Source organism: Streptomyces beihaiensis (assembly GCF_026274175.1).
GTDB classification, from domain to species: domain Bacteria; phylum Actinomycetota; class Actinomycetes; order Streptomycetales; family Streptomycetaceae; genus Streptomyces; species Streptomyces beihaiensis.
The window spans coordinates 1-21089 of the sequence record NZ_JAPHNL010000016.1 but is presented as its reverse complement, the minus strand read 5'-3'; the positions used below and the strand labels follow the sequence as shown (position 1 = coordinate 21089).

Genomic DNA, 21089 nt, shown 5'->3' with positions numbered 1-21089 from the left:
CGTGCGCGGCACGTCGCCGCTGCCGCCCCGCCCCGACGTCACCAGACGGGCCGCCGCCGCGAGCCGGACGGCGGCCTCCTCGGCCACCGCGCCGCCGACCGTGAACGGCAGGCGCACGTACCCCTCGAAAGCGCCGTCGACACCGAACCGCGGGCCGGACGGCACTCGGACGCCGACCCGCTCCCCCGCCTCGGCGAGGCGCGAGCCGGACAGGCCGCCGGCCCTCACCCACAGCGTCAGACCGCCCAGCGGCACGTCGAACTCCCAGTCGGGCAGCTCCCGGCGGACCGCCGCGACGAGCGCGTCCCGGTTCTCCCGTGCCTGGTCGCGGCGGAGCACGACGGCCTCCTCCCAGCCGCCCGTGTTGAGCAGCCAGTTCACGGCCAGTTGTTCGAGGACCGGTGTGCCCAGGTCCGCGTAGGCGCGTGCCGCGACCAGGCTGCGGATCACGTCGGGTGCGGCCCGCACCCAGCCGATCCGCATGCCCGCCCAGAACGCCTTGCTGGCCGACCCGACCGTGATGACGGTGGCCCCGGCCGGGTCGAAGGCACAGACGCGGCGCGGCATGTCCAGGCCGGGGTCGAAGTACAGTTCGGACATGGTCTCGTCGGCGACGAGCACGGTGCCCGCCGCGCGGGCCGCGTCGACCAGGGCGCGGCGCTGCTCCTCGTCGGCGAGGACGCCGGTCGGGTTGTGGAAGTCGGCGACGACGTACGCGAGCCGGGGCGCGGCATCGCGCAGCACCTGGCGCCAGCGGTCCAGGTCCCAGCCGCGGAAACCGTCGGCCATGGCGACGGGCACCAGGCGCAGGCCCGCCTCGCGCATCAGCTGGAGGATGTTGGCGTAGCTCGGCGACTCCACGGCGACGCGTTCGCCGCGCCCGGCGAACAGGTGACAGATGGCGTCCATGGCGCCCATCGCGCCGGTCGTCACCATGATCTGCTCGGGCATGGTCGGGATGCCCTGTGCGGTGTAGCGCTCGGCGATCATCGTGCGCAGCGCGGGCAGACCGGCCGGGTAGTCGCCGTGCGTGTGGGCGTAGGGGGGAAGCTCCTCCAGGGCGCCCTGGACCGCGCGGGTCAGCCACGGTTCGGGGGCGGGCAGCGCGGCGGTGCCGAGGTCGATCATCGAGCCCAGCGTCTCCGGCGGCAGTGGTTCGAGGCCACGGGCGGGCAGCGGGTTGCCCGCGGGGACGGCCGTCCAGCTGCCCGCTCCCCTGCGCGACTCCAGGAAGCCCTCGCCGCGCAGCGCCTCGTAGGCGGCGGCGACGGTGGTGCGGCTCACCGAGAGCGCCTGGGCGAGTTCCCGCTCGGCGGGCAGCCGGGTCGCCACCGGGACACGGCCCTCCAGGACGAGCAGGCGGACGCCGTCGGCCAGGGCGCGGTAGGCGGGCGGGCGGCGCGTGCCGGGGCCCGCGGGGCGCGCCTGCTGCGAGGTGAGCAGCCGGGCGAGCTGGGTCGACCCGATCGCCGAGGTCCACTGGGCCATCGTTTCCGGTCCACCTTTCTCGAATTGGCCATGGTTGGCGTCATCCGCCAAGCCACAGAGTGACACGGGTCAGGCCACTACCACCACCAGGGGGCCCTCTTGTCCGGTTCTTCATCGGTTTACGCACCTGGCAGCTCGCTCGTGCGGCGGCTCGTCCAGTTGTACGTCGGCCTCGCCCTGTACGGCGCGAGTTCCGCGCTGCTCGTGAAGGCGGGTCTCGGTCTGGAGCCCTGGGGCGTGCTGCACCAGGGGCTCGCCGACCTGACGGGGATCTCGATCGGCGTCGTCTCGATCATCGTGGGCGCGGTCGTGCTGCTGCTGTGGGTGCCGCTGCGGCAGCGGCCCGGCCTCGGCACGGTCTCGAACGTCTTCGTGATCGGCGTCGCGATGGACGCCACCCTCGCCGCGGTCCCCGGCGTGCACGGCCACGCCGCCCGCGGGTCCCTGATGGTCGGCGCGGTCCTGCTCAACGGGGCGGCGACCGGCCTGTACATCTCGGCCCGGTTCGGTCCCGGCCCGCGTGACGGCCTCATGACGGGTCTGCACCGGCGCACGGGCCGGTCGATCCGGCTGACGCGCACGGCCGTCGAGGCCGTGGTCGTGGCCACCGGCTTCGCGCTCGGCGGCACGATCGGGGTCGGCACGCTCCTGTACGCGCTGGCGATCGGGCCGCTCGCCCAGTTCTTCCTGCGCCTCTTCGCCGTTCCCGCGCCGTCCACCGCCCGGTCCACCGCGGTCGCCGTGGCGTCACCGTCCCGGGTGATACTGCGTCGGTGACCGCACCGACCCGCCCCGCCCGCCATCCCTACCTCGACCATCCCGGACCGCTCGCCCTCGCCCACCGCGGCGGGGCGGCGGACGGCCTGGAGAACACCGCCGCCGCGTTCCGCCGCGCCGTCGACCTCGGCTACCGCTACATCGAGACCGACGTGCACGCCACGGCCGACGGCCGGATCGTCGCCTTCCACGACGCGACCCTCGACCGTGTCACCGACTCCCGTGGCAGGATCGCCGACCTGCCCTGGAGCGCGGTGCGCCACGCGCGCGTGGCGGGCAGCGAGCCCGTGCCGCTCTTCGAGGACCTTCTGGAGACCTTCCCCGACGTGCGCTGGAACGTGGACGTCAAGGCGGAGCCCGCGCTGCTCCCGCTCGTGGAGCTGATCCGCCGCACGCGCGCGTGGGACCGCGTCTGCGTGGGCTCGTTCTGCGAGGCGCGCGTCGCCAGGGCGCAGGCCGTCGCCGGTCCGCGCCTGGCGACGTCGTACGGCACCAAGGGGGTGGTGGGGCTGCGGCTGAGGTCGTACGGGGTGCCCGCGCCGCTGCGCCGGTCCGCGCTGTGCGCGCAGGTTCCGGTGGCGCAGTCGGGCGTCCGCGTCGTCGACCGGCGCTTCGTACGGGCGGCCCACGCGCGTGGGCTGCAGGTTCACGTGTGGACGGTCAACGAAGCGGATGAGATGCGACACCTTCTCGACCTGGGGGTCGATGGCATAGTTTCCGACCAGATCGAGACGCTGCGCGGCGTCCTGGCGGACCGGGGGAGCTGGGTCTGACGCCACGCGCGCGGCGGTGGACCACGGGGACGGCAAGGGGACACGGGTGAGCACCGACACCGTGCAGGAGACGACTGCCTCGGCGAGCGAGCTCGCCGACCGCAAACGCGAGCAACTCGGCTGGTACTTCTACGACTGGGCGTGCACGGTCTATTCGACGAGCGTGCTGACGGTGTTCCTCGGGCCGTATCTGACCTCGGTCGCCGAGGCCGCCGCCGACTCGGGCGGATACGTCCATCCGCTGGGGATCCCCGTCCGCGCCGGGTCGTTCTTCCCGTACACGGTCTCGCTGTCGGTGATCGTCGCCGTCGTGCTGATGCCTCTGGCGGGCGCGGCCGCTGACCGGTCGGGGCGCAAGAAGCCGCTGCTCGCGCTCTCGGCGTACCTGGGCGCGGCCGCGACGACCGGGATGTTCTTCCTGGGCGGTGAGCGGTATCTGCTCGGCGGGATGCTGCTCGTGGTCGCGAACTCCTCGCTGGCCGTCTCGATGGTCCTCTACAACTCGTACCTGCCGCAGATCGCGCCGCCCGAGGAACGGGACGCCGTCTCGTCGCGCGGCTGGGCCTTCGGCTACGCGGCGGGATCGCTCGTCCTCGTCGCGAACCTGGTGCTCTACTCGGCCCACGACACCTTCGGTGTCACCGAGGGGACGGCCGTACGGATCTGCCTGGCGACGGCGGGGGTGTGGTGGGGTGCGTTCACGCTGGTGCCGCTGCGCCGGCTGCGGGAGCGGCGGACGCCGGCGGGCGAGCGGTCCTCCGCCGCCGCGGCGCCGGGGCTGCGCCAGCTCCTCGCCACGGTCAGGGACATGCGCAGACATCCGCTGACGCTGTCCTTCCTCCTCGCCTACCTCATCTACAACGACGGCATCCAGACGGTGATCAGCCAGGCGTCGGTGTACGGCTCGCAGGAACTGAGGCTCGGCCAGTCGACGCTGATCGTGGCGGTGCTGCTCGTGCAGATCCTGGCGATCGCGGGGGCCCTCGCGATGGGCCGGCTCGCGCGTGTGTACGGGGCCAAGCGCACGATCCTCGGCTCGCTGGTGGCGTGGACGGTGACGATCGGCGCGGGGTACTTCCTGCCCGCGCGCGCCCCGTTCTGGTTCTTCGTGCTCGCGGCGGGCATCGGTCTGGTCCTCGGCGGCAGTCAGGCGTTGTCCCGCTCGCTGTTCTCCCATCTCGTACCGGCGGGCAAGGAGGCCGAGTACTTCTCCGCGTACGAGATGAGCGACCGGGGGCTGAGCTGGGTGGGGCCGCTGGTGTTCGGGCTCGCCTACCAGCTGACCGGCAGCTACCGGGACGCGATCGTGTCCCTGGTGGCGTTCTTCGTGATCGGTTTCGGCCTGCTCGCGCGGGTGCCGGTGCGGCGGGCGGTGCGCGACGCGGGCAATCCCGTACCGGCCAGGATTTAGCACCTGAGGCCAAAGGCCGGTAGTGTACGCGGTTGGCCTGCCAGGCGTACCGTTACTGCACGTCAAGAATGTTAAACGCTGGGTGAGATCTGGTGTCAGAGGTGACAAACCGGGCGCTGGTGGGTACTGCATTGGTTGACCAGGTTGCGGCTACGACGGCGACGCATGACCCGGAACGGGAATCTTTACCGCCGACCGGACGTTGACCGGATGACGACGACAGCGACACCTGTCCTGTGGGCGACAAGCCCGGGAGGCACGATTCATGAGTGAGCGAGCTCTTCGCGGCACACGCCTCGTGGTGACCAGCTACGAGACGGACCGCGGCATCGACCTGGCACCGCGCCAGGCCGTGGAGTACGCATGCGAGAAGGGGCACCGCTTCGAGATGCCCTTCTCGGTGGAGGCCGAGATCCCGCCGGAGTGGGAGTGCAAGGTCTGCGGGGCCCAGGCACTTCTGGTCGACGGTGACGGCCCTGAGGAGAAGAAGGGGAAGCCCGCCCGTACTCATTGGGACATGCTGATGGAGCGGCGCACTCGTGAGGAGCTCGAAGAGGTCCTCGAGGAGCGTCTGGCGGTCCTGCGTTCGGGCGCGATGAACATCGCCGTCCACCCGCGCGACAGCCGCAAGTCGGCCTGACCGACACAGGGCCACCCGAGACGGATCGGCGCGCCTGAGCACCACGGCCGGGGGCCGGACACACACCGTGTGTCCCCCCCCCGGCCGTTGGCTCGTCCCCCGCGTGCCACCGCGCGCCCGCTCAGGGCGTGATCGGCGGGCGCGGCCCCTCGTCACCGCGGGCGTCGCCCGGGGTTCCGTCCTCGCGGATCACCTCGCCCTGGATCACCGTGCCGCCGCCCGGCCGGTGCGTCCGCGCCTGCTGGAACGCGTCACCGAACGTGCCCGGAGCCGCCGCGTTCATCTTCCGCTCGACCGTGCGTCCCATGTACCGGCTCAGGGCGGAGCGGACCGGCGGCACCAGCAGCACGAGACCGACGGCGTCAGAGATGAGCCCGGGGATGATCAGGAAGAGACCGGCCAGCATGAGCAGCCCGTTCCCCTCCGCGCGCCGCTCGCCCGTCGGTTCGGCCGAGCCGGCCTGCCGGCTCTGCAGCATGGCGTTGAGGTTCTGGAAGGCGCGGCGGCCGGCGCTCTTCATGGTCACGCTGCCGAGCACGAACCCGGCGACGAGCAGCAGGAAGAGCGCGAACCCGCCGATGGCTCCCGCGACGACCGTGAGCAGCCAGATCTCCAGGACCAGCCACGCGGCGACACCGAGCGGCAGCAACGTACGGGTCCGGGAACGCCGGACCCCGGCGGACTGATTGCGGGGCGGAATGCCAGTGGTCATGGTCCCAGTGTGCCTGGGCCGCCGTGTCGGCGGCGTAAGCGGGAGATCAAGGCCGTGGCCGCGACGGTCCCCGCCGCGGGAGAGCGGCCCGTCAGGGGCGGCCGTCCGGGCGGCTTCCGCGACGCCCGACGACCTTGCCGACCCGCTCCCCCACGCCCCACGTGGTGACCCGCCACAGGGCCTCCACGACGATGTCCTTGCTCATCTTGGAGTCGCCCAGTTCGCGCTCGACGAACGTGATGGGCACCTCGACCACGTGGTACCCGGCCTTCACCGCGCGGCGGGCGAGGTCGACCTGGAAGCAGTAGCCCTGCGAGGCGACCTCGTCCAGGCCGAGACCTTCGAGGGTCTCGCGGCGAAACGCCCGGAATCCGCCCGTCACGTCGCGGATCGGAACGTCCAGAAGCAGACGCGAGTACGTCGAGCCGCCACGGGAGAGGAACTCGCGGGACTTGGGCCAGTTGACGACGCGTCCGCCGGGCACCCAGCGCGAGCCGAGCACCAGGTCGGCGCCCTTGAGAGCGGTGAGCAGGCGGGGCAGCTCCTCCGGCTGGTGGGAGCCGTCGGCGTCCATCTCGACCAGGACGCCGTAGCCGTGCTCCATGCCCCACGCGAAGCCCGCGAGGTAGGCGGCGCCCAGGCCCTCCTTGCCGGTGCGGTGCAGCACGTGCACATGCTCGTCGTCGGCGGCCAGCGCGTCGGCGAGCTTGCCGGTGCCGTCAGGGCTGTTGTCGTCGGCGACCAGGATGTGCGCCTCGGGCACGGCGGCCCGGACGCGGCCGACGATGGACTCGATGTTCTCCGCCTCGTTGTAGGTCGGGATGATCACCAAGGCCGTGCCCAGAGGGCCGAATGTGCGCCCACCGCCGTCGTTCACAGATTCCCCTTAGAACTTCCTCGCTCAAGGGGACCACCATAGCGAGCACCGGGGTTGACGCCGATCAGGCTCCCTGTCACGGGCGCGCGAAGCTGCGGGTCGGGGCCCGGCGTCCTTCGGGCCGACCTGGGGCCCGCTGGCTGCGGGCCGACCGAAAGCCGTTGTCTACTGAACGCCCGGGCCCCACCCGGGTCGCACCTGGCCGGCCGGCCGGAACGTTCCAGCGCCCCGTGGCGCGGGCGCTGGGCCTGGCTCCCAGTGGCGGCGCCCCGGTGCGGTGCGCCCCCCTCTGACCCAGCTGCGTTCGACGACTGCGTGGAGTTCCCCGGTCGTACCTGGAGGTGGTGGACCCGGCCGAACCTACCCGCCGACCTCCGCGTTCTGTCAACAGCCGTTTGACCTGGGGCTCTTCGAGATCTCCCCTGGTCAAGCCCGAGGACTCGCAGGTCGTACGGGGCCGTTCGGCGGCCAGAACGCGCCCGCGCCGCCCCGGTACATCACTCGTCCGGCCCTACGGCGGGTCCGCCGCGCCGCTACCGGTCCCCGGCGTACACGGTCTGACCGGAGACCACCGTCCGCAGGCAGACCGGGAGTTGGGCGCCCGGGGTGAGGTCGGGCAGCCCCGGTGTGCCCGAACGCGGATCCGTGGACCAGCGCGCGACACGGTCGTCCGGCGCCTGCACGACCAGCGCGTCCGTGCGCCACACGGCGTAGTCGGCGGGAGCCCCGGGCACGAGGGTGCCCGCGTCGTCACGGCCGACCGCGCGCCAGCCGCCGCGCGTGTGCGCGGTGAACGCGGCCCGTACGGAGACCCGGTGTTCGGGTGTGCGGTGGAACGCGGCGGCCCGCACGGCGGCCCAGGGGTCGAGCGGGGTGACCGGGCTGTCGGAGCCGAAGGCGAGCGGGACACCAGCGCGCAGCAGGGCCGCGAACGGGTTGAGCGCGCGGGCCCGTTCGACGCCGAGCCGGTCCGCGTACATGCCGCTGTCGCCGCCCCACAGGGCGTCGAACGCGGGCTGCACGGAGGCGGTGAGGCCCAGTTCGGCGAAGGCGGCGACGGCGTCCGGGGTGAGCATCTCGGCGTGTTCGACGCGGTGGCGGGCGGCGCGCACGCGGGCGATTCCGAGCTTCTCAGCGACGGCGCGGACGCCCTCGACGACGGACGTCACGGCGGCGTCGCCGATGGCGTGGAACCCGGCCTGCAGGCCGGCTTCGGTGCAGGCGGCCACGTGGGCGGCGACGTCCTCGGTGGTGAGGTAGGCGATGCCGGTGTGGGGGGCGGCGGTGTCGGCGTACGGCTCGTGCAGGCACGCGGTGTGCGAGCCGAGGGCTCCGTCCACGAACAGGTCGCCCGCGGCGCCGAGCGCGCCGAGGGCGCGGGCGCGCTCGATGTCGCGGTCGGCCCAGTAGCCGACGACGCGCGGGCCCGGCTCGGAGCGGGCGAGGTCGAGCAGGGAGGTGAAGTCGTCCTCGCCGGAGATCTCCGGGCCGCCGCACTCGTGGACCGAGCCGATACCGACCGACGCGGCGTGGCGCAGCGCCGCCCGCTGGGCTTCGGTGCGCTGCGCCGGGCCGACGGCGCCGAGCGCGGCGGCCCGTGCGGCGTGATGGGCGTCGCGGGTGAGCGGCTCGTCGGGTGCGTAGCCGGGGAGGTCGGTGATGCCGGGGACGAGGTCGAGCAGGGCGGTGCCGACGACGGCGGAGTGCACGTCGATGCGGGAGAGGTAGACGGGACGGCCACCGGTGGCCTCGTCGAGTTCCGTACGGGTCAGGGGGCGGCGGTCGGGCCAGCGGGAGGCGTCCCAGCCGTGGCCGAGCAGAACGCGGTCGGTGGGGCGGGCGATGGCGTGTTCGCGTACGAGGGTGAGGGCTTCGGCGCGGGTCGCCGCCGCCGTGAGGTCGAGTCCGGTCAGGGCGAGGCCCGTGGCGGTGGTGTGGACGTGGGCGTCGGTGAACGCCGGGGTGACCAGGGCGCCGTCGAGGTCGACGACCTCGTCGACGCCGTCCGCGAACGCGTCCGCCGCGCCTTCCGAACCGACCCAGGCGATGTGTCCCGCCTCTACGACCATGGCGGTGGCGAAGGGGTCGGCGGGGCTGTGGACCTCACCGTGACGCAGGAGGGCGGTGCGGGGGCTGGGGGGCGTGCTCATGGTGACAGTCTCCCGCGCGGGGCGGGGTGGTCCGGCTTTGGGGTCCTCTTTTTCCGGCGGACGCCGCGCCGCGGCGGCGCCGCGCTACACCTGCGGCGGTCTGGCCTCGTACGGGGTCGAGAGAACCACCGTCGTGCGGGTGGAGACGCCCGCCAGGGAGCGGACCCGGGCCAGGAGGTGTTCCAGTTCGTGCGGGGTGCCCACCCGCACCTTGAGGATGTAGTTCTCGTCGCCCGCCACGCTGTGGCACGCCTCGATCTCCGGCACGCCCGCGAGCCGGTCCGCGATGTCGTCGGGGGCGCTCGGGTCGAAGGGTTTCACCGAGATGAACGCCGTGAGCGGCAGCCCGACCGACTCCGGATCGACGACCGCGGCATAACCGCGGATCACGCCGCGCTGTTCGAGACGGCGCACCCGCTGGTGCACGGCGGACGTGGACAGGCCCGTGGCCTTGCCCAGGTCGGTGTAGCTCATCCGCCCGTCCTTGACGAGCAGCTGAACGATCTGACGGTCGAGCTCCTCCATGGTCTTGAACCTACAGGGCGGGTGATCTCCCCGGATAGCCGAAGGGCTCCACACAGCGGAGCGGGGCCGGCCCGGACCGGCCCTCTCACCTACCGCGTTCCCGGCACCTGCATTCGGCATGTGACGAACGCCACATGGCTCGAACAGTGTCCTCCCGCATGCGGCGATTACCCCGACGACGGGACGGGAAGTGCTTGCTGTGGTCGGGGCCGCGAGTCGAGCTGCCGCTCGAGATGACAGCAGTAGGCCCACCCGAGGGGGAGATTCCCATGCAGAGTGTGAAGCGTTCCGGTCGGACTGCCGCGCGAGGCCGTGGCCGCCAGCGGATCGAGCCCCAGCCGGAGGGCGTCGAAGGACGTCCGGCCGAGGAACTCGACGCGTACGACGAGGTGGAGGACGGCGACGAGGGCGGGCGCGAGCCCCGCGCCGACCTGTACGACACCCTGGAGATCTACCGGGTGATCTGCCCGGACTGCGCGCAGCCGATCGCCCTCCTGGCGGACGAGGACGTCCTGCCCGAGCACGCGCTGTGCGCCTCGCCGTGGAACCCGTTCGGCCTCACGGTCTGCGCCGGTACCGGCCGCGACGCCGCGCGGGCGCGCCCCGCCGACGAACTGACGGGCGCTCAGGAGCAGCACGCCTCACTGCTGTTGACGCTGCCGCAGGGGCTCGACTGGCGGACTCAGCCGTTCTCGCACGTGGGCGGCCCCGGCTCGCGCCCCATCCGGGTGCCCGGCCAGGGCGACCGCCGGGCCGCCTGAGCCCGACTCCCGCGGCCCCTTCTCCCGTACACGCCCCGCGCCGCGGCCGACAGGCTGCCGTGGTGCGGGAGCAGCGCCACGTCCGGGTCGTCCGCCCGGCGCCGTCAACCCGCCGACGTCCACGGTGCGCGGGGCCGGCCGGGGTGAGCGTCGCGGTCTCCCGTGGCGACGCGGAAGGGCCACCCCCGCCCCGGGCCGAGGCACATCTCCCTGAGCACAGGGGGAGTTGACACCGTCGAAGCGGCACGGTCCGTCCGGTCGGCGTGGCACCGCGCGGACGGTTATGCATCGAACGGAGGATCGATTGCGTCAACCGGTGACCTCTCCCGTCCCCCGCACGTTGACCCGGCATGCCCCCGACGCAGACGCCGTCCACTGCGCCCAGCGGCCGACGCAGGCGCACCCTGGCCCCTGTCTCCGCAGAAGCAGAATCGCTTCACCAGCTGCCGCAGCAGCAGCGACAGCCCCATCCGCCTCAGCAGTTCCACGAGCCACAGGACCCGCCGATCTTCCGCTCCCTGCTCACCAGTTGGGCGGACCGGGGCCGCACCCTGCCGGGTCGCCACGACCCCGAGTGGGCGCGGCTCGTGGCGCCCACCGTGCGCACGGGCCAGTTCAGCGGGTCTCCGGGCCCGCGAGGTGGCGGGCGATGACCACGCGCTGGATCTGATTGGTGCCCTCGACGATCTGCAGCACCTTCGCCTCGCGCATGTAGCGCTCCACGGGGAAGTCGGCCGTGTAGCCGTAGCCGCCGAAGACCTGTACCGCGTCCGTCGTCACCTTCATGGCGGCGTCGGTGCACAGCAGCTTCGCCATCGCCGCCTGCTTGGAGAACGGACGGCCCGCGTCCCGCAGCCGGGCCGCCGACAGATACAACGCACGGCCCGCCTCGACCTGCGTCGCCATGTCCGCGAGCATGAACCGCAGCCCCTGGAAGTCGGCGACGGGGTGCCCGAACTGGGACCGCCCCTTGGCGTACTCCACCGCCGCGTCGAGCGCGGCCTGCGCCACGCCGACCGCGCAGGCCGCGATGCCGAGGCGGCCGGAGTCGAGCGCGGACAGGGCGATCTGGAAGCCCTGGCCCTCGCCCCCGATCCGCCGGCTGTCGCTCACCCGGACGCCGTCGAAGTGCACCTGAGCGGTGGGCGAGCCCTTCATGCCCATCTTCTTCTCCGGCGCGGCCGCGCTCAGGCCCTCCGCGTCACCGGGCACCAGGAACGCCGTGATGCCGCGCGCGCCCTCGCCGCCGGTACGCGCGAGGACCGTGTAGAAGTCGGCGACGCCGCCGTGCGTGATCCATGCCTTGGTGCCGGTCAGCACCCAGTCGTCACCGTCACGGACCGCCTTGGTCCGCAGCGAGGCGGCGTCGGAGCCGGAGGTCGGTTCGGACAGGCAGTACGCGCCGAGCAGGCCGCCGCCGAGCATGGCGGGCAGGTGCTCCGCGCGCTGCTCCTTGGTGCCGAACCCGGCGAGTGCGTGACAGGACAGCGAGTGCACGCTCACCCCGAGGCCGACCGTCAGACGGGCGGCCGCCAGTTCCTCGAGTACCTGGAGATAGACCTCGTACGGCTGCTCGCCGCCGCCGAACTCGGCCGCGTACGGCAATCCCAGCAGGCCCGACGAGGAGAGCAGGGCGAACGTGTCGCGCGGGAAGCGGCCCGCCTCCTCGTCCTCGGACGCGCGCGGCGCGACCTCCCGCTGCGCGATGTCGCGGACCAGCTGCATCAGGTCCTGAGCTTCATCCGACGGCAGCTGACGCTCGACTCCGGAATCCGGCATGGCGACGCTCTCCTCCCAAGGCGGAACTGCGACGCCGTCCGCAGGGTGGGCGACGGCGCCGGTCGTTTCACTACCGCGCCGAATGCTGCCCTCCCGGGTCTCGGAAGCGGCTGACCAGCGGCTGCGGCGTGTTGAGTATTCCCGATCGGAGGCTTCACGTCACTAGTTAACGGTCGCTCACCGCAAGTTTTCTCAGCACCCCGCCGACCGATGGCGCATTGGTCCGAACCATTGACGCCACTGGTCTGGTCCTCCTAATGTTCGGTTCAGCGCCTTTGCGCGTCCATGTCACACGTGACGGACGCGCGAGGGCGCGACCACGCAGAGCCGGGGCGGGGCCCGATGCCTTCCGGGCCCCGCCCCTCTTCGCACGCTCAGGGCAGCTCCGGGGCATGCGCCGGGGCGGGGAACGACGGCTCGAACTCCTCGATCACCTCCAGGGTCTGCCTCAGCATCCGCACCAACAGCGCACGGACCGTGTCGCGCCCGACCTCCCGGTGGCCGATCCAGTCGAGCGTCACGCCCTCCACACCGCACAGCCAGCCGAGCAGCGCCATCCGGGCCACCTGCGGCAGCTCCGGCGCCCCGTAGGCACCTCGGGCGATCGCCCCGATCATCGCCTCGCGCACTCCGTCACGTATGGCCTGCACGTCGGTGTCGAACCCGACCCCGCCCGTGACGATGGTGCGGTAGGCCGCCTGGTTGCGCTCGGCGTAGCGCAGATAGCCGTCGAGCGTACGGTGCACGCGTTCGGCCGGAGGCAGCCCTCCGGTGTCGCCCGCGCGCTCCACCAGGTCGCCCACGGACTCCTCGATGATCGCGAGGTAGTAGCCGCGCTTGGACTTGAAGTAGTAGTAGATCAGCCCCTTGGCGACGCCCGCGTGCCGGGCGATGTCGTCCATCGACAAGGCGTCGTAGGACGAGTCGGCGAACAACTTCCGTCCCACGGCGATGAGTTCGGCGCGGCGGGCGACGGACCGGTCGGTGCCGCGCGCCCGCTGTTGACTATTATTCAATTCCGGCCCTAGTCTCCGACTGCCTGCGGATTCCGCAGTATGGCACCTTCCAGGGCATCTCTTTGCCCCGCGCACTTCCCTGCCCCACACGCACGTGGACGACGTACGGGAGGACGACATGAGCGAAGGAAGAACGAACTGGAGGAAGACGGCCGTGGTGGCACTGCCCGCCGTGCTCGCCGTCGGGGCGATGACCTCCGTGATGGCCCAGGGCGCGCTGGCCGCGTCGTTCGCGGTCTCGGGCACCAGCTTCCAGGTGGCGTCGGGCCGGCTGACCAGCAAGGGGCTCGCCTCGTACGTCCAGACGGACCGGTCGGCCGACGGCAAGGGGCATCCCGTCGCCCTGCTCGGCATCGGCGACGCGACGCTCACCGACATCTGCCAGTCCGCCTCGGTGAAGACGCCGGTGGGCACGGTGGTGTTCAAACTGACGGCGGGCGGCCCGGCGGGCGACGTCACCGCCAGCAACCTCGTGATCGACGGCCGGGACCTCGTCGGCGACGCCCGGTTCGGCACCGCGCAGATCGGCCGGGACGCCTCGACGCTCGACTCGGTCCCCGGAGTCCGGGGCCCGCAGGGCAAGTTCGGGCTCCAGGCCGGGAACATCCGGGTGTCCAAGGTACGCTCGCACGCCTGGTCGGCGACGGGCGGCGACTTCCGCCTCAAGGGGATGAAGGTCACGGTCGGCATCGGCGGCAAGACGTGCTTCTGAACGCGCCGCGTCACCTGCCGCACCGGGGGTGGCTCGACGAGCGCCTTCCGCTGCCCGAGGCGCGCCACGCGCTGCGCCGCTGGCGGCGCACCCGGCCGTTCTGGGCGGGGCTGCTGCTGATCCTTGGCGGGGCCGAACTGCTCGTGGTGCCCTTGTCGCCGCTGACCGTCCTGGTCAGCCTGGGGCTCGGCGGGATCGCCGCCATCGGGATCGGGCTCGCGCTGATCGTGGCGGGGTTCTTCCTGTGGCTGCTGCCGCACACCCGCCACTACGTCAGCCTCAACGCGCTGATCCTTTCGGTGCTCTCGTTCGCCGCGACGAACCTCGGCGGGTTCCTGGTGGGCATGGTCCTCGGCATCGCCGGGAGCGCCATGGGCTTCGGCTGGACACCTGTGGGCGAGAAGGCCGCAGGCCGGGCCGCCAAGGTCCGCGACCACCAGGGCACGCGCACGCTCGCGCTGCTGCTCCCGGTGGCCGTCGTCGGCTCCTGGCTGCACGGGGCGAGCCCGGCGCGGGCCGCGCCGACCGGGGAGGCGGTCGCGCCGCGGGTCCCGCCGACGGTGACCACCACCCGCTTCGCACCGCGGGGCTTCACGTTCGCGGGCGTACGTGAACTGCCCACGGCCGGCGGGCCGTTGAAGGTGATGGTGCTGCACATGAACGCCGCCTCACTGACCGACTACCGGCTGCGCACCCGCGACGGCAGCGGCGAACTCGCCCTCGGGGCCGACACGTTGAACCTGTCCGGGCGCGTGACGCTGTATCTGACCAAGTTCAGCGGCTGTCTGGAGGGAGTGGTGTGCCTGACGTTCACACCGGACCGTCTGCCGGTGCCGCCGGTGGTGCCCCCGTTCGTCTACATGACGAACGTGGCCGCCGATCAGGCGCTGGTCACCTCGGACTCCATCGTGGCGGGCGGGCTCACCCTGGAGGCGCGGCCGTGATCGAGATCCAGGCGGCGCTGTTCTGGGCGTACGGCGTCGGCGCCACCTTCGCCCTCTCGGCCGCGCGCCAGCTTCAGTTGTGGGAGCGGATCAACGCGGGCGAGGGCCCGCGCACCCGCAGCCGGGCCGCGAACCCGTACCTGACGCTGACCCTGCTCTTCGCGAGCGTGCTCATGGTGCCGACGGGCCTGTTCGTGCTGTGGCAGAACCCCGCCTGGGCGACCATGTACGTCGCGCACGGGCACCGGGGCGTGTGGGCCGGGTTCGTGCTCCTGTACGCGGGCGGCATACCGGTCGGCGCGCTCCTCGGGTTCCTCGCCGCCCAGGCGCTGGTCCTCGTGGGCGCGGGCTACTGGGCGTACCTGCAGTGCGTGGGCGGATACTTCCTGCTGTTCGCGACGCTGATCCACGGCTGGGACGGCAGCGGCTACCGCAGGTTCCTCTCCCCCGGCGTCCACGACTTCGACCGGTGGGCGCACGACAGTGTGGTCAACCACGTCCTGGGGTTCCTGACGTCCGGAACGTTCCTCGCGCTGTTCCTGTTCGGCGCGGTGGTCATCGGGACGATGCTGCTGACCGAGATCGGCTGGCTGACCGAGGGCTGGACGCTGCCGGGAGCCGACCGGGACCGGAAGGTGCCGCGGGTGGTGGCGGTGGGCATCGCGGCGGCCGGCGTCCACGGGCTGCCGTTCGTGGGCGCGCTCACCGCGAGCCTGCTGGTGCGGCTGCTCGGCGGATGGGCCGGGCTGCCACTGTTCGCGCTGGTCGCGGGCGTCGTGCTGCTGCCGCGCCGGTCGCCCGTGCGGTGGCTGTACGGACTCGTGGGCGTGCCCGACGGCCACTGGCGGGCGGAACCCGAGCCGGACCCCGAACCAGACCCCGAAGCGGGACCGGCACCCGGCGCAGCGGGCGCCGGTCCTGGCACGGCTCAGGTCACATCAGACCGATCTGGGTGACGAGCATCGCCACGACCACCACCAGGGTCCAGCCCAGCACGTGCTCCATGATCTTCGGCCCGTCCTCGCGCGGCCCACCGCCGCGGGCGCGGGCGCGGGCGCGCGAGGAGAATTTCGTGACAGTGGCCGCGGCGGCTGCGGCGGAGGCGGTGGCGGAACTCGCGGTCATGGATGGCTCGCTCGGTCGTCGACGTGGCACTGACTCCCCCGGTGCGCCCTGAGCCCTCTCGGCCCCCTCGGTCCCCGGCACCCTTCCCACGATGCCACCGAAACAGCCGGTCGCGGCCGAGACCTTGGTCACGTGCGTCAGGGCCGGGCGTCCGCCACGGCGTGCCCGACGCGCTCGTACTCCATCCCGAAGTCCCTCTCCCGGACGTGCCCGTCGACGGACTTCTCGCAGACGCCCGTGAGCCGGTCGCCCGAGGCGTCGAACCGGGCGCGGACCCGCTGGTGGAAGCCGGGGGCCGGGCGTCCGAACCACAGCTCGCCGTCGGCGAGGGTCAGGCGGTACACGCGGGAGACGCCGCGCCCGTCCGCGTACAGCATGGTGAAACGCTCGTCGGCGTCGTCGTATCCGATGTACGCGACGGTCGGGAACGGGTGGTGTTCGCGCCAGGCCCCGGGCAGGTCGAGGCCGGGCGGCAGCTCGGCGTGCCGGACGAGGAAGCCGCCGTCGGGCGTCCAGGCGTACGTGACCCGGATCGGCCCGAGCCGGCCCTCGGGGGCCTCGTCGACGAGCGCCCACTGGCGCCAGACACCGACGAGCGGATCGAGCGCGCGAAGGGCCGGATGGTTCTGGTTGTGCTGCCGCATGGCGGCCTCCTCCGGTCGGGGCCCGACGGTGTACGGCCCTCTCGCAGGGGAGACCGCTCGGCGCGGCCGGACTCATCGGCCGTCAGCGCACCCCGACCTGAGCGAGCGCCCTGCGCCGGCCCTCGCTCAGGCGCGTCGGGAAGTACAGATAGCAGACTCCGCCCGTGCCGGAGACGACCTTGCCGTCGGCGTTGTGGCGCTTGGTGCGCAACCAGACGTTCTCGAACTCCCGCCGCCGGTAGACACGGCGGACGGCCTGGTCGTCCGGGGAGGCGGGGTCGTTGGCGATCACGTCACCGTCGGCGGTGAAGCCGATCACCGTCATCAGATGTCCCGAGGTGCCGTATCCGGCGCCGGTGAGCTCCGACTTCAGGAACGACTGGGACGTTATGGCCGGGATACCGGCGGCGATGAGCGTCTCCAGGTCGGTGAGGGAGCGCAGACGCGTGACCACACCCTGGAGATCCCTGTACGTGGCCGCGTAGGCGGCGTTGAACGGCCAGTTGCCGCAGCCCTCGTACTGGTAGTCGTAGGTCCCCCGGGCCGCGAGGCAGACCTGGGGGTCGGCGTAGTGGGGATCGACCCACGCGAGCTGGCCGGCGGTCGGCTCGCGGCCCCAGTACTCGATGATCATCTGCGAGGAGGTGGGGCTGCACCATGCCTCGCCGCCGCCGTCGTACTGCGGGTACTGGCCGTCGTGGACGTCCTGCGAGTAGCGCGGGACCCGCAACTCCCCGGCGAGGCCGGGCGTCGAGGCGGGGACGGTGAAGCGGTCCGGGACGTCGGAGCCCATCGCGCCCAGGCGCCACACGGTCGGCGCGGCCTTCGCGCCGGGCGCGCGCAGCAGGGTCAGGCGGAGCCGGTAGGAGGCCAGGCGCAGGCCCGACGCCGCGTCGTCGATCGCGAAGGTGTCCGTCCAGATGCTCGACTTTCCGTCGCTCTGGCCGTCCACCGAGGTGCGGCGGATGTCGACGTCCTCGTCGTCCCCCGAGGTCCAGCGGCCCATCACGTACCAGGGGGTGCGCGTGCCGTCGCTGTAGACGCCGCCGAGTTCGACCTGGATCCAGGTGCCGGGCGGGGTGTGCGCGTTCCAGGAGGCGACGAGTTCGGTGGCCGGGACGGTGAGGGTGTGGCGGGGCGAGGTCCAGCGCGCGTACTCCCACTCCCGCTTCCTGTGCAGGTGCGGGTCGGTGTACGTCATCGTGCCGACGGGCCGGTCGATCGTGGCGCCGGGGCGGGGGCCCGCGACGACGCGGACCCCGTCGCGGGAGCCGCTGCGCCAGTCGGCGTGGGACGTCCAGGTGTGGTTGTCCACGGTCGGCGCGGACCTGTGTTCGGCCGCCGGGCCGGACGCGCTCGCGCGGCCCGCCGTGGCGGCGAGCGCGACGCCCGTGGCGGCGACGGTGAGGACGGTTCTGCGGCTCAGGGGGGTGATCGGGGCGATACGCGTGCTGGGATTGCCGGGTTCCGGTGTGGTCATCGGGTGAGTCCCCCAGTCGACGGGTCGGGCGGACGTGGTGGTCGGGCGTGACGGTCGCGCGGGGTGCGTGTCCCTGAGGGAACAGTGCGCCAACTATGGCGGCCCGGCCGGGATTTCCACCAGCGTTTCGCGCGCTCCCACCCCACAAATATTGGTCTGGTCCACTGGCGTGACCTGCGAGGGACCGATGAGCCCGCCCGGCGGCCGCGGACGTACCCTGGCCGCGATGAGCCCTCACCACCGCCCCCGCCGCCACCCCGGACCCCGCACCCTGACCCTGGACGAGTACGCGGACCGCCTCCGCCGCCTGCCGCCCTCCTGCGGCCCGGTCCGTCTCGTCGGCGTCGACGGGCACGCGGGCTCCGGCAAGTCGACCTTCGCCGCCCGGCTCGCGCGGGCGCTCGGTGGTGCGCCGGTGCTGCGCCTGGACGACATCGCCAGCCACGAGGCTCTCTTCGCCTGGACCGGGCGGCTGCTCGACCAGGTCGTCGAGCCGCTGGCGCGGGGCGAGCGCGCGCACTACGAGACGTACGACTGGGTCGCCCGGCACTTCACCGGCTCGCGCGAACTGCCGCCGGCCGAGGTCGTGCTCATCGAGGGCGTGGGGGCCGGACGGCGGACGCTGCGGCCGTTCCTGGCGACGCTCGCGTGGATGGACCTGCCCAGCGAGAAGGCGTGGGCGCGCGGGAGGGCGCGGGACGGCGCGCCCCAGCGCGCGTTCTGGGACCGATGGATACCCGCGGAGCGGAAGCACTTCGCGTGGGACCCGTCGTGGCCCTTCGCCGAGCAAGTGGTGCGGGAGTGTCCAGAGGGGTACGAGGTGCTGGCGGGGCCCGGCGAGGCGGAAACACAGGCATCCGCCGTCACTCACCGTGAAGAGCTGCCAGCAGCGTGCTGAACCTCCGGAAATCGACTTCCGACAGTTTCCGCGAGTGCCCCAACTCGGCTTGACCCAGGGGCCGTACAGGACTTACGTTCTCAATGTGCGGTCTTTCGGGACCGCCCGAAGACACGAAGCCCCCGGTTGTTCCCCCGTGATCGGGGGCTTCGTTCTGCCCTCAACCGCTTTCCGCGGATACCCGGCGGGGCATTTCTGTTCACCCTGGGTCACCAGCGGGTCAATGCCTCCACCCGTGCCGAGTCCCGCGCCGAGCCCTGCGCCGCTTGCGCCCTCGACGCCCGCCTTCCGCCCTGTCGCGCCCTACGGCCGACCTCGCTGTCGCAGGTACGATGCCATCGGTGCGGCCTGGGACGGCTCGCTGTCCGCATCGTGACAACTCCCGTCCACGACACAGCGGTTCACCGGGGCACGGCGGTGGGAGACGTGATGGACTTCGGCACCGAGGGGTCGACGGGCCCGGCCGATCTGGCCTGGCTGCGGGGGGTCGACGCCTACACGACGGGCGCCTACCCGCAGGCCGAGGACGAGTTCCGGGCTGCCGTGCGGGTCGATCCCGGCATGGCCGACGGCTGGCTGGGACTGCACGCGCTGCGCGTCGACACGACGACGGCGCTGCTGCGGATGTTCCGCCACCGCGACCGGTTCGGCGAGCAGCGCGCCCGGCACCGGCGCACCCTCAACTCCTGGTACTGGCTGGGCTGGTGGGTGCAGCCCGTCCTCGAACACCCCCGTGACCTGCTGCTCGCCCACGCCTCGCACTGGCTGGACGGGCGGCACGTACCCGACCTGGACCGGGCCCTCGCCGCGCTGCCGCCCGTCGACGCGGACCCACAGGTGCGGTTTCTGCACGCGTGCCGCGCGTACCTGGTCAAGGACTGGGATCAGCTGGTCCGCCACACGGACCCGCTGACCGACGACCCGGTGCTCGGCATCGAGGCCGGGCTGTTCGGCGGCATGGCCCGGGTGCGCCTGGAGATGTTCGGCCAGGCCCAGCCGCTGCTCTCGTCCGCCCTGATGCGCTGCCGCAGCGAGCAGCCGCAGCGCAAGGAGCTGCGCTACTGGCTGGCGAGGGCCCACGAGGGCACGGGCCGCTCGGCGGCCGCGCTGCCCCTGTACCGGGCGGTGCACCGGGTCGACCCGACGTTCATGGACACCTCGGCGCGGCTCGCGGCGATCGCCGAGGGGGACGCGTACGGGGAACTGGGCGAGAGCGTGGACGCCACCTTGCCGCTCACGGGCTGCCAGGACGTGGGTGAGATCACCGACTCCGTCGATCCGCTGTACGAGAGCGGCGGGCGCGATCTGAAGGTCGACGAGCCCGAACCGCCGCCGCCCGGCGGCGTCGCCCCCGACGAGACCGACCGGGTCCGGCACAAGGCGGTGGTCCCGGTCTCCGCGCCGGCCGCCGCGGGCCCGGCCGACGCCGCGCTGCTGGCCCAGGCGCTCGCCGAACTGGAGGGCATGGTCGGCCTGGAGCCGGTCAAGCGCCAGGTCAAGGCGGTCTCCGCCCAGCTGAACATGGCACGCCTGCGAGCCGGTCAGGGCCTGCCGGTCCAGCCGCCCAAGCGCCACTTCGTCTTCTCCGGCCCCTCCGGCACCGGCAAGACCACGGTCGCCCGCATCCTCGGCCGGGTCTTCTACGCGCTCGGGCTGCTCGGCGGCGATCATCTCGTGGAGGCGCAGCGGGCCGACCTGGTGGGCGAGTATCTCGGCCAGACGGCGGTGAAGGCCAACGAGCTCATCGACTCGGCGCTCGGCGGCGTCCTGTTCGTCGACGAGGCGTACGCGTTGTCCAACTCCGGCTACGGGAAGGGCGACGCGTACGGCGACGAGGCGCTGCAGGTCCTCCTGAAGCGGGCCGAGGACAACCGGGACCACCTGGTGGTGATCCTGGCCGGCTACCCGGAGGGCATGGACCGGCTGCTCGCCGCCAACCCCGGTCTTTCGTCACGGTTCACGACCCGGGTCGACTTCCCCTCGTACCGTCCGCTCGAACTCACCGCGATCGGCGAGGTCCTCGCGGCGGAGAACGGGGACGTGTGGGACGAGGAGGCGCTGGAGGAGCTGCGGTCCATCGCCGGGCACGTCGTCGACCAGGGGTGGATCGACGAGCTGGGCAACGGGAGGTTCCTGCGGACGCTGTACGAGAAGTCGTGCGCGTACCGGGACCTTCGGCTCAGCGGGTTCGCGGTGGCGCCCACGCGTGACGATCTGGCAACCCTTCGGCTGCCAGATCTCATGCAGGCGTACGGTGAGGTCCTGTCCGGGCGGGGGCCCGGCGCGTAGGCGCCGCCGGGCTAGCTTGATCTTTAACCTCCGACGTCGAATGCTGCGTCGAACTTGATCACTCGGTCTGGTATCCGCCGTACGTGAA

Annotated in this window: 20 protein-coding genes; 10 read left to right on the top strand and 10 right to left on the bottom strand. The window is 72.5% G+C overall.

The window, feature by feature from the left end; translation table 11 throughout:
- A partial coding sequence (gene yczR, locus OFY01_RS02895; protein ID WP_266595982.1) for a MocR-like transcription factor YczR occupies positions 1 to 1488 on the bottom strand: 1488 nt, incomplete at its 3' end.
- Between the two features lie 99 nt (positions 1489 to 1587).
- Between yczR and yczE the strand changes: the two genes are divergently transcribed.
- The 4 genes from yczE (at position 1588) to OFY01_RS02875 (ending at position 5089) form a co-directional block, all read left to right on the top strand.
- Entirely contained in the window at positions 1588 to 2265 is a 678-nt protein-coding gene (yczE, locus tag OFY01_RS02890) for a membrane protein YczE (RefSeq protein ID WP_266595981.1), read from the top strand.
- Entirely contained in the window at positions 2262 to 3038 is a 777-nt protein-coding gene (locus tag OFY01_RS02885; RefSeq protein ID WP_266595979.1) for a glycerophosphodiester phosphodiesterase, read from the top strand. Before yczE ends, OFY01_RS02885 begins: the two co-directional genes overlap by 4 nt.
- 46 nt (positions 3039 to 3084) lie before the next feature.
- Entirely contained in the window at positions 3085 to 4449 is a 1365-nt protein-coding gene (locus tag OFY01_RS02880) for an MFS transporter (RefSeq protein WP_266595977.1), read from the top strand.
- Positions 4450 to 4714: 265 nt separating this feature from the next.
- Positions 4715 to 5089: an RNA polymerase-binding protein RbpA gene (locus tag OFY01_RS02875; RefSeq protein ID WP_109379407.1), complete on the top strand. Its 375-nt coding sequence runs from the start codon at positions 4715 to 4717 to the stop codon at positions 5087 to 5089.
- Positions 5090 to 5210: 121 nt separating this feature from the next.
- Here the strand turns inward: OFY01_RS02875 and fxsA are convergent, their stop codons facing one another.
- The 4 genes from fxsA to OFY01_RS02855 all read right to left on the bottom strand — a co-directional run bounded on the left by fxsA (position 5211) and on the right by OFY01_RS02855 (position 9353).
- Positions 5211 to 5801: an FxsA family membrane protein gene (gene fxsA / locus OFY01_RS02870; RefSeq protein ID WP_266595974.1), complete on the bottom strand. Its 591-nt coding sequence runs from the start codon at positions 5799 to 5801 to the stop codon at positions 5211 to 5213.
- 91 nt (positions 5802 to 5892) lie between these two features.
- Positions 5893 to 6678, bottom strand: a complete 786-nt coding sequence (locus tag OFY01_RS02865; RefSeq protein ID WP_266595972.1) for a polyprenol monophosphomannose synthase — start codon at positions 6676 to 6678, stop codon at positions 5893 to 5895.
- A 533-nt stretch (positions 6679 to 7211) separates the two neighbouring features.
- On the bottom strand, positions 7212 to 8828 hold the full coding sequence (locus OFY01_RS02860; RefSeq protein ID WP_266595970.1) for an amidohydrolase: 1617 nt from the start codon (positions 8826 to 8828) through the stop codon (positions 7212 to 7214).
- Positions 8829 to 8912: 84 nt separating this feature from the next.
- Positions 8913 to 9353, bottom strand: coding sequence for an Lrp/AsnC family transcriptional regulator (locus tag OFY01_RS02855; RefSeq protein ID WP_266595968.1), 441 nt, complete (start codon positions 9351 to 9353; stop codon positions 8913 to 8915).
- A 269-nt stretch (positions 9354 to 9622) separates the two neighbouring features.
- Here OFY01_RS02855 and OFY01_RS02850 point away from each other — a divergent pair, with 269 nt between their 5' ends.
- On the top strand, positions 9623 to 10114 hold the full coding sequence (locus OFY01_RS02850; protein ID WP_266595966.1) for a hypothetical protein: 492 nt from the start codon (positions 9623 to 9625) through the stop codon (positions 10112 to 10114).
- A 615-nt stretch (positions 10115 to 10729) separates the two neighbouring features.
- Here OFY01_RS02850 and OFY01_RS02840 read toward each other — a convergent pair.
- The gene (locus OFY01_RS02840) at positions 10730 to 11893 is read right to left on the bottom strand and encodes an acyl-CoA dehydrogenase family protein (RefSeq protein WP_266595962.1); all 1164 of its coding nucleotides are present in this window, start codon (positions 11891 to 11893) and stop codon (positions 10730 to 10732) included.
- A gap of 374 nt (positions 11894 to 12267) precedes the next feature.
- Positions 12268 to 12909 (bottom strand): TetR/AcrR family transcriptional regulator, encoded by a 642-nt coding sequence (locus tag OFY01_RS02835; protein WP_266595960.1) that lies wholly within the window; start codon positions 12907 to 12909, stop codon positions 12268 to 12270.
- Positions 12910 to 13027: 118 nt separating this feature from the next.
- Here OFY01_RS02835 and OFY01_RS02830 point away from each other — a divergent pair, with 118 nt between their 5' ends.
- From OFY01_RS02830 to OFY01_RS02820, 3 genes are read left to right on the top strand one after another with little or no spacing between them, the layout of a single operon-like run.
- Positions 13028 to 13621, top strand: coding sequence for a DUF6230 family protein (locus OFY01_RS02830; protein ID WP_266595958.1), 594 nt, complete (start codon positions 13028 to 13030; stop codon positions 13619 to 13621).
- Complete coding sequence (locus tag OFY01_RS02825) at positions 13612 to 14565, top strand: DUF6114 domain-containing protein (protein WP_266595957.1); 954 nt, start codon at positions 13612 to 13614, stop codon at positions 14563 to 14565. Before OFY01_RS02830 ends, OFY01_RS02825 begins: the two co-directional genes overlap by 10 nt.
- Entirely contained in the window at positions 14562 to 15521 is a 960-nt protein-coding gene (locus tag OFY01_RS02820; RefSeq protein ID WP_266595956.1) for a hypothetical protein, read from the top strand. The genes OFY01_RS02825 and OFY01_RS02820 overlap by 4 nt, the downstream gene beginning before the upstream one ends.
- On the opposite strand, the gene OFY01_RS02815 is transcribed toward OFY01_RS02820, so the two are convergent.
- The 3 genes from OFY01_RS02815 to OFY01_RS02805 all read right to left on the bottom strand — a co-directional run bounded on the left by OFY01_RS02815 (position 15499) and on the right by OFY01_RS02805 (position 17814).
- A complete protein-coding gene (locus tag OFY01_RS02815) occupies positions 15499 to 15690 on the bottom strand; it encodes an SCO1431 family membrane protein (protein ID WP_266595955.1) in 192 nt (63 codons plus the stop codon). The genes OFY01_RS02820 and OFY01_RS02815 overlap by 23 nt on opposite strands.
- A gap of 137 nt (positions 15691 to 15827) precedes the next feature.
- Positions 15828 to 16334: a hypothetical protein gene (locus OFY01_RS02810; RefSeq protein WP_266595954.1), complete on the bottom strand. Its 507-nt coding sequence runs from the start codon at positions 16332 to 16334 to the stop codon at positions 15828 to 15830.
- Positions 16335 to 16416: 82 nt separating this feature from the next.
- Positions 16417 to 17814, bottom strand: a complete 1398-nt coding sequence (locus OFY01_RS02805) for a peptidase C39 family protein (protein ID WP_266595953.1) — start codon at positions 17812 to 17814, stop codon at positions 16417 to 16419.
- 226 nt (positions 17815 to 18040) lie between these two features.
- On the opposite strand from OFY01_RS02805, the gene OFY01_RS02800 reads away from it, so the two are divergent.
- Positions 18041 to 18712 (top strand): uridine kinase family protein, encoded by a 672-nt coding sequence (locus OFY01_RS02800; protein ID WP_266595952.1) that lies wholly within the window; start codon positions 18041 to 18043, stop codon positions 18710 to 18712.
- Between the two features lie 429 nt (positions 18713 to 19141).
- Positions 19142 to 21001, top strand: coding sequence for an AAA family ATPase (locus OFY01_RS02795; protein ID WP_266595950.1), 1860 nt, complete (start codon positions 19142 to 19144; stop codon positions 20999 to 21001).
- Positions 21002 to 21089: the final 88 nt, after the last annotated feature.

What these genes read in the sequence shown, in the direction of transcription:
- OFY01_RS02875 (WP_109379407.1), top strand. Translation starts at nt 4,715, where the DNA reads ATGAGTGAGCGAGCTCTTCGCGGCACACGCCTCGTGGTGACCAGCTAC.
- fxsA (WP_266595974.1), bottom strand. Translation starts at nt 5,801, where the DNA reads ATGACCACTGGCATTCCGCCCCGCAATCAGTCCGCCGGGGTCCGGCGT.
- OFY01_RS02860 (WP_266595970.1), bottom strand. Translation starts at nt 8,828, where the DNA reads ATGAGCACGCCCCCCAGCCCCCGCACCGCCCTCCTGCGTCACGGTGAG.
- OFY01_RS02855 (WP_266595968.1), bottom strand. Translation starts at nt 9,353, where the DNA reads ATGGAGGAGCTCGACCGTCAGATCGTTCAGCTGCTCGTCAAGGACGGG.
- OFY01_RS02850 (WP_266595966.1), top strand. Translation starts at nt 9,623, where the DNA reads ATGCAGAGTGTGAAGCGTTCCGGTCGGACTGCCGCGCGAGGCCGTGGC.
- OFY01_RS02840 (WP_266595962.1), bottom strand. Translation starts at nt 11,893, where the DNA reads ATGCCGGATTCCGGAGTCGAGCGTCAGCTGCCGTCGGATGAAGCTCAG.
- OFY01_RS02830 (WP_266595958.1), top strand. Translation starts at nt 13,028, where the DNA reads ATGAGCGAAGGAAGAACGAACTGGAGGAAGACGGCCGTGGTGGCACTG.
- OFY01_RS02815 (WP_266595955.1), bottom strand. Translation starts at nt 15,690, where the DNA reads ATGACCGCGAGTTCCGCCACCGCCTCCGCCGCAGCCGCCGCGGCCACT.
- OFY01_RS02810 (WP_266595954.1), bottom strand. Translation starts at nt 16,334, where the DNA reads ATGCGGCAGCACAACCAGAACCATCCGGCCCTTCGCGCGCTCGATCCG.
- OFY01_RS02805 (WP_266595953.1), bottom strand. Translation starts at nt 17,814, where the DNA reads ATGACCACACCGGAACCCGGCAATCCCAGCACGCGTATCGCCCCGATC.
- OFY01_RS02800 (WP_266595952.1), top strand. Translation starts at nt 18,041, where the DNA reads ATGAGCCCTCACCACCGCCCCCGCCGCCACCCCGGACCCCGCACCCTG.
- OFY01_RS02795 (WP_266595950.1), top strand. Translation starts at nt 19,142, where the DNA reads ATGGACTTCGGCACCGAGGGGTCGACGGGCCCGGCCGATCTGGCCTGG.